This is a genomic window from Pseudomonas sp. RA_35y_Pfl2_P32, assembly GCF_963970735.1.
Classification (GTDB): Bacteria; Pseudomonadota; Gammaproteobacteria; order Pseudomonadales; family Pseudomonadaceae; genus Aquipseudomonas.
In genome coordinates this window covers 92489-104283 of sequence record NZ_CAXAQF010000009.1, presented here as the reverse complement: position 1 = coordinate 104283, position 11795 = coordinate 92489, and the positions used below count along the sequence as shown (strand labels likewise).

Here is an 11795-nt window from a genome sequence, read left to right as displayed (position 1 = left end):
GAAAACAGCCGTCAGGGTGACCGAGCGTGATGCCTCACATGTCAGAATCCCAGATCACGGTGACACTGCCTCTGTAGCTGGATGCCACGCCGGGTTCCAGCATGAACTCCATCTGGCTTTGCGCAATTTCGAAGTGCAGAATACCGGGCGCTCTATCGACATAGAAACCGGGCTGAAACTGTGGAGCATTGGCCGCTCCCGCTCTCAAGCGCTGGCGCTTGACGGGTTGTCCGGCAAGATCGGTCAGGCCATTGGGCAGGCTGACGCTGACTTGCAACTCGACCGATTTTTTCGAGACCGGGTCTTGAATCATGCAGTCGTAAAAGGCGCCCGAAATCTCGCACTCCAACTGCATCTTGAAACGCGATGACGCGGAGATATTGAAGGTCTGGTCGCGGAACAATCGAACGGGTTTACGCCCGGTTTGCAGCCAGCCCTGCCAGCCGCCTGCAGGCACCAGTGACACCACGCTGCCGCCAGGAGGTATCTCGACTTTCAATTCATGCTCGACGTCGAGCAGGAAATCCAGAGCGATCACCTCAGCATTGGCCACCATCACATCACCCAGATCGAAATCCTGGCCAGGCCCCACGCGAAACACATGTTGCCCGCGGTATTGACCCGACACCATTTGCAGGGGATTGGGAGTGACCAACTCGTAGGTGATGTCGAACGTCTCATACTTGAATGGCTGGGGAATATCGAACATCGCCCGCTTGGCACAGCTCCCCGTACCCAGCGGATGTCGCCAGAAGCTGTTGAAGCCGATGTCATTCCCGGCACCGAGCAGGCCTGTGCACGGCGGCCCCGCATAAGCCCAGATCCCCCCTTGCCAAACGTAGTTGTGACCCAACCCGTCGGTCAGTTCCGGTGCGGGCTTGGGCAACTTGTATGCCACGCCCATGCCTGCCACCCGGAACTTGACCTCCTGCGGCGGGGCCGTGGGATGGGTTACGGTAATGGATTGCCATTGCGACGGGATATTGAACATCGCCCCCATTCGCTCATTGAGATGCTGTCCCTCAATGGTGGCATTGGAAAAGGATTGGATGGGCAGGCGCAGACTGAACAGCTTGTCGGCCCGGCACTGCGCAGGATTATCCAGGCAGAAGCCGCTCAGTGGTGTTCTGTTCTCGAACGCATTGAATTGCGGGTTAGCCGGATCGGGCTTGAATACGGCCCGAATCTCCTGGGAAACCGCTGCGGCGGAACAGGGTAGAAACGCGGCCAATATGAACACCATGATGAGCATGCCCTGTGTAGCGGTGAGTATTGCGGATGTACGGATCACTCACTCAAGCCCTCAAATTCCTGCTGGCGCCGCAGCGTTGAACATCACCTGGACGCTGCCGTAATACTGACCGGGCTGATAGCCGCCGGGCGGTACAATCGGTTTTATCTCCAGGGGGAAACGTCCACCGGTCATGGCTTGCGCCACCGATACCACTTCCCGTGGCTGCGGGTCGTGACTCAACTCCCGGCCATTGAAGCTGACGCGCAAGTAGATGTTCTGCTCATCACGTCCGTTGGACAGGTACGGCTGCCCCTCCAGCCGCGCTTCGATTGCACTGCTGTCGTGCTTGACGTCGAAGTTCTTGCGCAGCCCCTCCAGCACCTTGGTGTTGATGTTCCACGGCAACGTCTGTTGCAGGTGTATCCAGTTCGATTCGGCCGGTATCACATAGAAACCCAGGGTGGGTATGTCCACCGAGACTTCGAACCGGTGCTCTTCGCGCGCCGCGAACACCTGGGCACTCACCAGCGTTAGCGCCACCCCTCCCATCCACACCGCGATGGTCGATTGCTTGATCATGTCAGGTACCTGTTGCATCAAAAAATCAGCGAGCCGGTTATGCCGACTCGCTGCCGAGGGTTTTATTGATTGGCAATGCGCAGGGCCTTTTTTGAGGCGCCTTCCACCAGGTTAAAACGGTACTCACGCCCGCTTTTTTTCTCGAACTCAAAGGTCTTGCCCGCCAGGATGTGGTGCTTGGTGGTCGGCTCGCACTCGGTTTCGTTTTTCAGCGAGCAGTTGCGAAACTCATCGATCACCACCACGGTGTTGCCGTTGTTGCGCAGCCGGTAAACCCCGGCACTGTCATCGATCACGCTGTCGAAGCGGCTGTTTTTCGGCCGGACAAAAAACACCGTGCCAAACCCGGTCATGACGTTGACGCCCGCCGAGAGGTTCTCCTTGTAGGCCTCGCGCTCTTCACTCGAAACCGCGAACTCATCTTCCTTTTCCGGCACCACCGGCACGAAGCGCACACGGAAATAGCGCTCAGTGTCACGGTCGCCCATGAGCAGCAAGCGTGTGCCCTGCATGCCATTGGCAGGGACGATCAGACGCGCCGGGCTGGCCATCAAGCCATTGCGACTGCTGCCATCGGTTTGTGGCTCCACCGGTACTTCCCGGTGACTACCATCGGCGTCGTAGATAATTTCCAGGATGTTGACCTTGACGAACGCCGTGCTGTCGCCGCTGTTGAACACGCGTTTGAGGTAGGTGCTTTTGCCGCCGTCCAGGTAGTCGTAGACCGTTCCGACGTTGATCTGCGGACCGGCCTGAACCACCAGAGAAAACCCGCTCATACCCAACAGCAACCACAGACGTTTCATACCCTTGAACCTCATGACAGTGAACACAACACAGGCGCGGTCCCTCGATAGGCGGCCCATCAGATTTCCGAATCCCAGATCACGGTGACGCTGCCAAAATAGTGCTTTGGAGCCCCTGGCAAAAAAAAGTGATCGGGTTTCTCAAGTTCGAAGTGCAACGTACCCGGCTTACGATCCACATAGTGGCCCGGCTGAAAAGTCACGGCGCCGCCTTCAGTCAGCAGTTCCTGACGCTGGACCGGTCTTCCCCTGGTATCAGTCAAGCCACCTGGCAAGCTCACGCTGACTTTCAATGGAGCGGTAAGTATCAAATCCCGATCAGCCATAAAGCAGCCTCGTCCGTCGCTGATTGAGCACTGCAAAAACATTTTGAATCGAGAACTGGCCGAGATATTGAAGGTCTGGTCACGGAACAACCGAACGGGCCGGCGCCCGGCTTGCAGCCAGCTCTGCCAGCCGCCCGCCGGCACCAGATTGACCTTCTCGCCACCCGGCGGGATATCGACCTTGAGGGTGTGCTGCACATCGAGATTGAAGTTCAGGGTCAACGCCGAATCGCTCGGCAGCAGCACGTCACCGAAATCGAAATCGCCGTTGGGGCCGATGGTGTAGGTCAGTGAGCCGGTGTAGTGCCCTGCTGACATCTTCAAGGGATCGGGGGTTTCCAACTCGTAGGCGAAATCCAGGTAATCGAAGCGCAACCATGGGACGTTGTACTTCGCCTGTTTTGCACAGGCCCCCACCCTGGGCGTTTTCCAGAAAAAGTCGTAGAAATTGGTGCTGTAAAAACCACTGCCCGTGTAGTCGCACGGCGGTGGTGCGTACACCCAACTCGAGCCCCACAAACGGTTGTGCGCAATCCGGTAATCCTCGGCCCCGCCCACCAGTTCCTTCACATCATCGGTGACAGCGCGCGTGCCAATGCCAGCGATGCGTATGCGGACCCTTTGAGGGTCACCGGTCGACTCGTGTATCACCGTCAGGTCACGCCAATTGGCCGGTGCCTTTAACATCGCACCTTGTCGCTGGGAGGCATGATCGGCCAGAATCGGTGCGCGCGAATGGAATTGAATCGGCACCTGCAAACTGAATAAATCATCTCCCTCGCATTGCAGGGCATGACTTTGGCAGTACCCGCTGGGCGGCGTGGTATTCGTAAACTTGTTGAGATGCGGGTGAGCCGAATCCGGCTTGAACAACGCCGTGATCGTTGCCTCATGGGCCTCGATCGGAAGGGCGACCGCAGACGCGAGCAAGGCTCCCGCCCACCAAAGCCCCGTACGTGAAATGAAAGAACGCGAGACGTTCATGTAGGCCTTACCTCCGATAACCATATTCAACACCAGGCGGCTCAGCCCGCCGTCTCGGCGTTGTGGGTGGCGTCCGCCAGGGTGTCCGGAGAACAGCGCAAATCACCGATCATCAGCACGTTGTTTTCATTGCGGTGCTGGTCGATATCGAGCCGGAACTGACAGAGCAACTGGTCGGCATAACGCACCTCCAGGGTCGGTGAGCCGGCGTTCATTTCCATCGAGAAGAAGCCATCGACCTCGCTGACCCCACGGCTGGCGTGATTGATCACGTGGTGGCCCTTGAGCGGCCGCCCCTGCGGGTCGAGCAGACGTCCGAGCACGGTCAGGGTTTTCATCACCCGCAGCTTGCGGTACTCCACGCCGCCCTTGTTCAGGTGATAGCGGGTGCGCGCCGGTTCGATGCTGGCCGCGGGCACGTGATTACCTTCGAAGTCGAAGCTCACCGAGCTGTTCCGATAAGCCGTCAGCGGTATGAAGTTGCGCCCCGGTCGCAAGGCCGCGCTGCCACCGCTCAGGTCGTCAGCACGCAGGGCGATCCCGTCGATGTCGGACTCGACGTCGACGATCATCCCGGCGCCCCGCCCTTGATGCTGACTGGTCAGCGCCATGCGTTGCGCCCCCACCACCAGGGTGCTGTCGAGGTTCACGCCACCGGTGAATTTTTCGCTGAACGATGAGCGTTGGATAAACCCGTCGCCGTTGACGGCGTCGGAGCTGAAGCTCGCCAGGCTCGACAAGCCGACGCCATAGGTATCGGTGAGTGCCGTCACCGAGACACTCTGCAATACGTGGTCCTGCAGGTCTTTGCGGTAGCCGAACGAGGCATTGTTGTCGCGACTGCCGTCACGGGCCGTGCGGCTGCCGATGCTCCCGGAAATCTGCTGCCCAGGGCCACCGAGCGCCACGTTGACACTCAGGTCCACCCCGCGATTACGCGCATCGCCACTGCTGTAACTACCGGGGCGATCGAACAGCGACAACCGCCAGTTGGCATCGCTGCCAAACAACTCGGTGCGTTGCGTCCAACCCAGGTCGACCCCCACGCCTTCGACGTTGCCCTCGCTGTGGGAGACCCGCGCATTGAGCGAGTTTTTGCGACTGATCCGATGATTCAGCGCCAGCGATGAGTTGCTGGTCTCGCCGGCAAACACATTGCGTTGGCGCACACGTGTACCGTCGGGCAGGGTTTCGTAAGTGTTGGTGGTGTCGAGCCAACTGCGGTTGTGGCTGATCACCAGGCTGCCGGCGCCGTAGCTGTAAAGGCCTTGCAGGTCGGCGCCGGTGCCGTGATCTTGGGTCTGGTAGAGGTTGGCGTACAGGCTGAGGCTGTTGCCCAGGCTCCAGTCGATGGAGCTGCCGTACTGCAGCTTTTCCTGCACCTGGCGGGCCGACAGCCCGAGTATGACCCGCGGGTGCAGCAGGTAGTTGATCGATGCACCCGCGGTGACATCGCCGCTGTCCTGCTCATCCCAATTGCTCAGCAATTTGCTTTCCTGCCCGGCAAACAGGTTGTAGCGCCAGCGCTCTTCGTGGTTGCGCCAGTTGTTGGGCTTGTAGATCAGCTCCTGGGTGGTCGAGGTGATTTGACCGTCTTCGATCAAGCGCACCTCCACCTCGTAGATGCCACCCGGCAGCGGGCGCGTGTCGAGGGTCTGCAAGCCGGCCGGCACCGACTGCGTGTTGATCAGCAGGCCCTCGCGATAAATTTCCACGGATGCCTGGCGGTTGGCCGTAACATACACCGGGTACACGCTGGGCTTGGGGCTGTCGATCGCCAGGCTGTCGGAGCTGCCATACATCACGCCCACCGCCGTGTCGGGGCTGGTACCGAAGGAACGCGGTTCGCGTGTCAGGCCTTCGGAGCTGGGGGTGAAATAGCCCAGGCGCAAAAAACTGCCCTGCAGTTCGCGCTGGGTGTAGAGCTCATGCACGGCGTGATAGGTCTTGTCGTCCGGACCACCCAGACGCGCCAATTGCATATTCAATGCCTGGCTCCAGTTACCCAGGCTGGCGCTGGCTTCGAGGCCAAAACGTCCGCCCAGGTCTTGGTCCTGGCCGCCGTTGAGATTGAGTTGGTTACGCACCATCAACCCGCTGCTGCCACCTTCGGGCTGATCGTAGAAATGTTTGGCTTGGCTATCGCGCTCGGCATTTTCGGTGACGATCGACAGCAAAGAATTTTCCAGGTTGTAGTGCACCGCCAGCATCTGTTCCGGGCATTGGCCCGTGCAGGCGCCCAGCGCCACGCCGGACTTCAGGATATCGGCCCAGGTTTCACGCTCACCGGCGCCGAAGCGGCTGTCACTGGTGTCGGTGAAGTCGAGCAAGGTCACCCGGTCATCGCGGGACAACACAATCATCGCCTCGCCCAGCGGTTGTTGATCGAGTTCAACCCGCACCGCCAGCGGAACATCAAAAAAATGCTCCTCGAACTCTGCCGGCAAGCCTTTGGCCTGGGCCAGCAAACTTCGCGGCGTATTGTCAACGGACGCGGGCGCCGCAAATGCACTGCTACAAAGCAGCAGCGCAAGCGCCGTCGCGATGGGCGTCATCGGGAACATGAACGAATACTCTGATTGCAAAGAAGTCGATGTCCGACCGACAAACAGGAATGTTTGCCGGCCGGTTCGTTACTGAGAGCAGTAAGCGATTAAGGTCCTGGGTTGCGCTTACACAGAAGGCTCGACCACCATCGTGACGATGCCGGTGTAGTCGCCCGCTTCAGGCTTGGCACCGATGGCGGAGATTTTGAACGGTGCGCGGTAGCGAGCGTTCGACTCGTCGGCGCCGACGACTTCCTGGGAAGTGGTCGTGAGTTGCTTGCCGTTGAGCTCGACTTTCAGGGCAATGGTATTACTGCCACCGATCAGCATGGGCGTACCTTCCAGACGGGCATTGACCTTGCCAGCGGTGTGCAGCACGTCAAAGTGCCCGTCCACGGTACGCATGGCACCGGTCGATGGGTTGAAGCTCATGTCCTGGTCCTTGTTGACCAGATCCGGATCAACCGGGACGGCATAGAAATCATCGGCCGGGACATGGGCAATCAGACTGATGGAGTGGCGGGCTTCGGTGGCGGCAAATGCCAGGGAGGAACTGAAGGCCAGTACAGCCAGGGGAGCAGCGATCGCGAGTTTCTTCAACATCATTCAATACCTGTCTTTTTAAAAGGGTCGATGCATTAAAAGCGACAACTGACTGCTAACCAGTCGTACGCCGAGATGGCGTTTTGTCTCAACTTTCAAAGCCAGCAAATCATCGACCATTTATTTTTAAAAGTAAGCAGGCAAGTTCCGTCCTTGATGTAGCTGGAGCGCCATTCAAGCGGAAAGAAAAAACAATGAAAATCAAACATTAACATTATTAGCCGTAAGACTTTAACTACAAACAGATTCTCTGAAAATCCCATACAGAGAGAATCCGCACTGTAACTACTGTAAGACTAATAGCACGACCTTAATAAATAAAGGTGCGAAGCAGTTAATTAGAGAGTTAGCACTAAAAACACCCTTGAGTGCAATAAACAAATCGTCCTGGGCCCAGGCGCCAGCCACGCCCAAGCGTACGCATCGGGAGCGCCTCGCAGGATCGTGGAAGGGGTAACGGGGGTTGCAGGCGACCTGCACCGTTGATCCGGGAGGCTTGCATTTTTCTAAAGATATATCTTAAGTTATGTCTAAACACGACGAGAGAAAGCAAAAATGAGAGACCATCATTCCCACCGCGAACACGCAGACGGCCGCGACGGCTTCGAAAAACGCCCAGGCCCCGGCCGCGAACGCGGTGGCCGCGGGCCCCGGGTATTTGCCCCTGGCGACCTGAAACTGCTGTTGCTGGCGTTGATCGCCGAACAGCCCTGCCACGGCTATGACTTGATCCGCCAGATCGAAAGCATGTTCGACGGCGCCTACAGCCCCAGCCCCGGGGTGATCTACCCGACCCTGACCTTCCTGGAAGAAAGCGAACTGATCCTGGGTGACGCCGACGGCGGCAAAAAACGCTACGCCATCACCGACGCCGGCCGCCAGTCGCTGAGCGAACAGGCGATTGCCCTGGACGGCGTGCGCATGCGCATTGACGTCAGCAAGCGCTCGCTGCGCGGGCACGACCGTCCGGCCGAGATCCACGAGGCGGTGCATAACCTGCGCCACGCCCTGCAGATGCACCACGGCCGCTGGAGCCCGGAAGAAATCCTGCGGGTCCGCGACCTGCTCAACAACACCGCCAAAGCCATCGTCGATGGCCCGCTGGCACCCTCGGTTCAGGAGAATGCGTAATGACTGTAGTCATCACCCAGACCATCCACCGCGTCATGCACGAAATCAAACGCCGCCGCCTGCAGGTACTGCGGGTAATCGACCTGACGCCGCGCATGCGCCGGATCACCGTCGGTGGCCCGGAACTGGCCGGGTTCATCAGCCTGGGCACCGATGACCACGTAAAAGTCTTCTTCCCGCAGAACGCCGAAGAACAGGCGACGCTGGAGACCCTGGTGCTGGGTGTCGACAAGGACAGGAGCGCGATGCCGGCGATGCGCGACTACACCCCACGCCGGTACGACCTGGACCGCCTGGAGCTGGACATCGATTTCGTCCTGCACGGCGACGGCCCGGCCTCGACCTGGGCGGCGCAGGCGCAACCCGGGCAGTTCCTGCACATTGGCGGCCCCCGGGGCTCGATGGTGGTGCCGGATATCTTCGACAGTTACCTGCTGATCGGCGACGAAACCGCCCTGCCCGCCATTGCTCGCCGCCTGGAAGGGTTGGCTGCCAATCGACGGGCGCTGGTGGTGGTAGAGATCGAGAATGGCGCCGAACAGCAAGTGCTCGCCAGCCCGGCCGAGGTCAAGGTGATCTGGGTCCTGCGCGAAGGGGGCAAGGATCACCTGCTGACCACCGTGCAACAACTGTCCCTGCCCGAGGGTGAGCTCTACGCCTGGATCGCCACCGAAGCCAAGGCTTCACGCCAGATCCGCCGGGTGCTGCTGGATGACAAGGGCCTGGATCAACAGTTCGTCAAAGCCGTGGGTTACTGGCAACTCGATCCCCACTGAGCCGCCCGTAGCCGCTTGTAGCAGCTGTCGAGCTTGCGGGCTACTAACGTGATCCGCGCCAGCGATCCAGCCCCAGCGCCACCAGCGCTACCACGACAAACCCGAGCAGGATCCCCGAGGCGTTGAGAAACACCTGGAGATAACCGAGTTTTTCCACATCCACGAAGGGATAGGGGTAGATCCCCAGCGAGCGCCCCCGCAGCAGGAGATAGGCGAAGTACAGCAGCGGGTAGATCGCCCACAGGCCGATATGCCCCAGGCGCAAGCGGCCCTTGGGCACACAACGCCACCAATAGAACACGAACAGCAGCGGCATCACGTCGTGCAGCAACTCGTCAGCCACCCACTGCCAGCCCTGCGGGTGCCACAGGTGGCGCAGCAACAGGCTGTACGCCAGGCCGACCACGGTTATGCTCACCGCGATGCCGCTGCTGACCCACGGTTGCAACAGAAACGTCCGGCCCCGGGACTGCCGGCTCGTGGCCGCGCAGGTCAGCACCGCCGCTGCCAAGGTATTGGTCAGTACCGTGAAATAACTGAAGTAGCTCACCAGGCCGCCCAGCAAACTGGCCTCGACACTCCAGCGTCCATAAAACACCAGGTACAGCTGGATGCTCAGGCCCAGCCAGCCGAGTACGGCAGCCAGGCGAATGCACGGGCGTTCGACGGGCGAACCTCGCGTCAGCTCCACAGCCATGGACATTCCTTAGAGCGGGCGTTTGGTGCGCATCAGCTTGACGTAGAGCTTTTCGACTTTCTCGCGGGCCCAGGGGGTCTTGCGCAGGAAGGTCAGGCTCGACTTGATGCTCGGGTCGCTCTTGAAGCAGCGAATGTCGATACGCTCGGCCAGCCCTGACCATTCGTAGTGTTGAACCAGCGCAGTGAGGATCTGTTCAAGCGTCACGCCATGCAGCGGGTCGGTGGTGTGTTCGGTCATGCCGGGCCTTTGAACCTAATCAGGAAGGGAAGGCGCGCACCTTAGCCGAGGGGAACAGCCGGTGGAAGGATTCTGTGCGCTGCGAGGTAAATGTAGGCCACCTGACCGGCCGTGTAGGACTGTTACCGAATCCGAAAGGAAGCATGTCGAGAAAAGCCCTTTCTCTATTTGTAACAGATCATTATCCTTGCACCCTAAAGCTGAAACGCTTCCGCTGACGGCCTCCACTCCTGCCCGTGCAGCTCACTCCCTTAGAAAAAGACCCTGAATTTCTTCTTTATGCCTTATTTGCAGATCTCCAGAGACAGCGCTGTCTCAATACCGGCTGCCCGCCGTAGAACCCTGAACCTGATTGGCGGCTTCACCGCCCTGGGTCTTGCCAACTGCGCTCAGGCCGCCCCGGCGTTCGATAGCCAATCGCCGTGGATGCTTGGCGACTGGAACGGCACGCGCAGCGAACTGGCGGCAAAAGGCTACGACTTCAAGCTCGACTACACCGGTGAGATGGGCAGCAACCTGCACGGCGGCTACGACCACGATCGCACCGCGCGCTACAGCGACCAGTTCGGTCTGGGCACCCACCTGGACCTGCAAAAGATCCTCGGCTGGGACGATGCCGAGTTTCAACTGACCCTCACCAAGCGCAGCGGCAACAACATCAGCAACGACCGGATCAACGATCCACGGGTCGGCGGCTTCACTTCGGCCCAAGAAGTCTGGGGCCGGGGCCAGACCACACGCTTGACGCAGATGTGGTACCAGCAGAAATTCCTCGACCAGAAACTCGATATCAAGGCCGGCCGGTTCGGCGAAGGCGAGGATTTCAACAGCTTCCCCTGCGATTTCCAGAACCTGGCGTTCTGCGGCTCCCAGGTCGGCAACTGGGCCGGCGGCATTTGGTACAACTGGCCGGTCAGCCAATGGGCGCTGCGGGTCAAGTACCACCTGAGCCCGGAGGTCTACGCCCAGATCGGCGCCTACGAGCAGAACCCGTCCAACCTGGACAAGGACAATGGCTTCAAGCTCAGCGGCAGCGGTACCCAGGGCACCGTGGTCCCGGTGGAACTGGTGTGGACCCCGAAATTCAATGGCCTGGCAGGTGAATACCGCGCCGGCTACTACTACAGCAGCGCCAAGGCCAGCGACGTCTACAAGGACAGCTACGGCCAGCCTGCCGCCCTCAGCGGCGAGGCTTATCGCAGCTCGTCGAGCAAACATGGCATGTGGCTGGGCATCCAGCAGCAAGTCACCAGCGTGGCCAGCGACCACTCCCGCGGCCTGAGCCTGTTTGCCAACGGCACGATGCACGACAAGAAGACCAACGCCATCGACAACTATGTCCAGGCCGGCCTGGTCTACAAAGGCCTGTTCGATGCCCGCGCCAAGGATGACATCGGCGTTGCCATGGCCCGCGTCCACGTCAACCCGGCCTATCGCAAGAACGCCGAGGCCAGCAACCAGGCCCGCGCCGTGTTCGACTACGACAACCCGGCCTACCTGCCGCCACAAGACACCGAATACAGCGCCGAAGTCTATTACGGCGTGCACCTGACCAACTGGCTGACCGTGCGTCCGAACCTGCAGTACATCCGCCACCCCGGTGGCGTGAACGATGTGGATGACGCGCTGATCGGCGGGATCAAGATCCAGTCGTCGTTCTGACCCGCGCCACAAACCCTGTAGGAGCGAGCTCGCTCGCGATGGACGTAAACGATGACGTTGGGTGCCTGACACCCCGCGTAGCTTTCGGGTCCATCGCGAGCAAGCTCGCTCCTACAGGGATCACCGTTTTTACCTGAACCACGCCCGCGCACGATCGTGATCTACAGTGAACTTGCGCAGGGCTACTTAAAACGTCACGGAGAATCGCACT

The 11795-nt window shown here is 59.8% G+C and carries 11 protein-coding genes; 3 read left to right on the top strand and 8 right to left on the bottom strand.

Annotated features, from left to right (window positions below; all coding sequences use genetic code 11):
* Nucleotides 1–34: 34 nt before the first annotated feature.
* The 6 genes from AACY45_RS11150 to AACY45_RS11125 all read right to left on the bottom strand — a co-directional run bounded on the left by AACY45_RS11150 (nt 35) and on the right by AACY45_RS11125 (nt 7078).
* A complete protein-coding gene (locus tag AACY45_RS11150) occupies nt 35–1252 on the bottom strand; it encodes a hypothetical protein (protein ID WP_445261178.1) in 1218 nt (405 codons plus the stop codon).
* 51 nt (nt 1253–1303) lie between these two features.
* The gene (locus AACY45_RS11145) at nt 1304–1813 is read right to left on the bottom strand and encodes a CS1 type fimbrial major subunit (RefSeq protein WP_339545596.1); all 510 of its coding nucleotides are present in this window, start codon (nt 1811–1813) and stop codon (nt 1304–1306) included.
* Between the two features lie 62 nt (nt 1814–1875).
* Nucleotides 1876–2619: a molecular chaperone gene (locus AACY45_RS11140; protein WP_339545507.1), complete on the bottom strand. Its 744-nt coding sequence runs from the start codon at nt 2617–2619 to the stop codon at nt 1876–1878.
* Between the two features lie 59 nt (nt 2620–2678).
* Nucleotides 2679–3929: a hypothetical protein gene (locus AACY45_RS11135; protein WP_339545506.1), complete on the bottom strand. Its 1251-nt coding sequence runs from the start codon at nt 3927–3929 to the stop codon at nt 2679–2681.
* A gap of 41 nt (nt 3930–3970) precedes the next feature.
* Nucleotides 3971–6493, bottom strand: coding sequence for a CS1-pili formation C-terminal domain-containing protein (locus AACY45_RS11130; RefSeq protein WP_339545505.1), 2523 nt, complete (start codon nt 6491–6493; stop codon nt 3971–3973).
* 108 nt (nt 6494–6601) lie between these two features.
* Nucleotides 6602–7078 (bottom strand): CS1 type fimbrial major subunit, encoded by a 477-nt coding sequence (locus AACY45_RS11125; protein ID WP_339545504.1) that lies wholly within the window; start codon nt 7076–7078, stop codon nt 6602–6604.
* A gap of 555 nt (nt 7079–7633) precedes the next feature.
* Between AACY45_RS11125 and AACY45_RS11120 the strand changes: the two genes are divergently transcribed.
* Together AACY45_RS11120 and AACY45_RS11115 are read left to right on the top strand one after the other, a co-directional pair.
* Nucleotides 7634–8209: a PadR family transcriptional regulator gene (locus tag AACY45_RS11120; RefSeq protein ID WP_339545503.1), complete on the top strand. Its 576-nt coding sequence runs from the start codon at nt 7634–7636 to the stop codon at nt 8207–8209.
* Nucleotides 8209–8985 (top strand): siderophore-interacting protein, encoded by a 777-nt coding sequence (locus tag AACY45_RS11115; protein ID WP_339545502.1) that lies wholly within the window; start codon nt 8209–8211, stop codon nt 8983–8985. Before AACY45_RS11120 ends, AACY45_RS11115 begins: the two co-directional genes overlap by 1 nt.
* A gap of 43 nt (nt 8986–9028) precedes the next feature.
* Here AACY45_RS11115 and AACY45_RS11110 read toward each other — a convergent pair whose 3' ends face one another.
* A complete protein-coding gene (locus AACY45_RS11110) occupies nt 9029–9682 on the bottom strand; it encodes a Pr6Pr family membrane protein (protein ID WP_339545501.1) in 654 nt (217 codons plus the stop codon).
* Nucleotides 9683–9691: 9 nt separating this feature from the next.
* Entirely contained in the window at nt 9692–9922 is a 231-nt protein-coding gene (locus tag AACY45_RS11105) for a VF530 family protein (RefSeq protein WP_339545500.1), read from the bottom strand.
* A gap of 279 nt (nt 9923–10201) precedes the next feature.
* Here AACY45_RS11105 and AACY45_RS11100 point away from each other — a divergent pair, with 279 nt between their 5' ends.
* On the top strand, nt 10202–11584 hold the full coding sequence (locus AACY45_RS11100; protein WP_339545499.1) for a carbohydrate porin: 1383 nt from the start codon (nt 10202–10204) through the stop codon (nt 11582–11584).
* Nucleotides 11585–11795: the final 211 nt, after the last annotated feature.

Excerpts from the sequence above, each read along its gene's own strand:
- AACY45_RS11150 (WP_445261178.1), bottom strand. The coding sequence starts at position 1,252 with ATGCTCATCATGGTGTTCATATTGGCCGCGTTTCTACCCTGTTCCGCC.
- AACY45_RS11145 (WP_339545596.1), bottom strand. The coding sequence starts at position 1,813 with ATGATCAAGCAATCGACCATCGCGGTGTGGATGGGAGGGGTGGCGCTA.
- AACY45_RS11140 (WP_339545507.1), bottom strand. The coding sequence starts at position 2,619 with ATGAAACGTCTGTGGTTGCTGTTGGGTATGAGCGGGTTTTCTCTGGTG.
- AACY45_RS11135 (WP_339545506.1), bottom strand. The coding sequence starts at position 3,929 with ATGAACGTCTCGCGTTCTTTCATTTCACGTACGGGGCTTTGGTGGGCG.
- AACY45_RS11130 (WP_339545505.1), bottom strand. The coding sequence starts at position 6,493 with ATGTTCCCGATGACGCCCATCGCGACGGCGCTTGCGCTGCTGCTTTGT.
- AACY45_RS11125 (WP_339545504.1), bottom strand. The coding sequence starts at position 7,078 with ATGTTGAAGAAACTCGCGATCGCTGCTCCCCTGGCTGTACTGGCCTTC.
- AACY45_RS11120 (WP_339545503.1), top strand. The coding sequence starts at position 7,634 with ATGAGAGACCATCATTCCCACCGCGAACACGCAGACGGCCGCGACGGC.
- AACY45_RS11115 (WP_339545502.1), top strand. The coding sequence starts at position 8,209 with ATGACTGTAGTCATCACCCAGACCATCCACCGCGTCATGCACGAAATC.
- AACY45_RS11110 (WP_339545501.1), bottom strand. The coding sequence starts at position 9,682 with ATGGCTGTGGAGCTGACGCGAGGTTCGCCCGTCGAACGCCCGTGCATT.
- AACY45_RS11105 (WP_339545500.1), bottom strand. The coding sequence starts at position 9,922 with ATGACCGAACACACCACCGACCCGCTGCATGGCGTGACGCTTGAACAG.
- AACY45_RS11100 (WP_339545499.1), top strand. The coding sequence starts at position 10,202 with ATGCCTTATTTGCAGATCTCCAGAGACAGCGCTGTCTCAATACCGGCT.